General features: G+C 64.7%; 1 pseudogene. It reads left to right on the forward strand.

Going from position 1 to position 564, the window contains the following annotated elements:
* Positions 1 to 537, forward strand: a pseudogene (locus V5F77_RS29065) (IS21 family transposase); the annotation flags it as partial.
* Between the last annotated feature and the right edge of the window lie 27 nt (positions 538 to 564).

Genomic DNA, 564 nt, shown 5'->3' on the forward strand with positions numbered 1-564 from the left:
GGATTCACGCTCAAGAAGGTTTTCTACACGGTGCCGTCACGGTTGATCGGCCATCGCCTGCGGGTCCGGCTGTATGATGATCGCCTCGAATTGTTCATCGGCGCCACCTTGCTGATGACGCTGGCGCGCGGTCGCGCCGCCACCACCGGCAAGCACGCCCATGTCGTCGACTATCGCCATGTGATCCATGCCCTGCGGCGCAAGCCGATGGCGCTGCTCAATCTCGTCTACCGTGACCAGTTGTTCCCCCGCGACGCCTATCGCCTGACCTTCGACCGGCTGCTCGAACAACTCTCGGACAGAGCGGCGTGCCGCCTGATGGTGGATCTTCTGGCACTCGCCCATGACCGCGGCTGCGAGGCGGATCTCGCAGCGCAGCTTACCGACGATCTCGCGGCGGTTCGACTGCCCGACATCGCCGCCCTGCGCACCCGCTTCGCGCCAGATCCCGCCTCGCTGCCCGAGGTCGTTGTCCATCTCATGCCGCTGATCGCCTATGAGGCCCTGCTTGGCACCGACATCGGAGAAGCAGCATGACCCACAACATCGACCGGGCCCGACTCA

The organism is Roseixanthobacter psychrophilus (assembly GCF_043195195.1).
Lineage (GTDB): Bacteria > Pseudomonadota > Alphaproteobacteria > Rhizobiales > Xanthobacteraceae > NCEH01.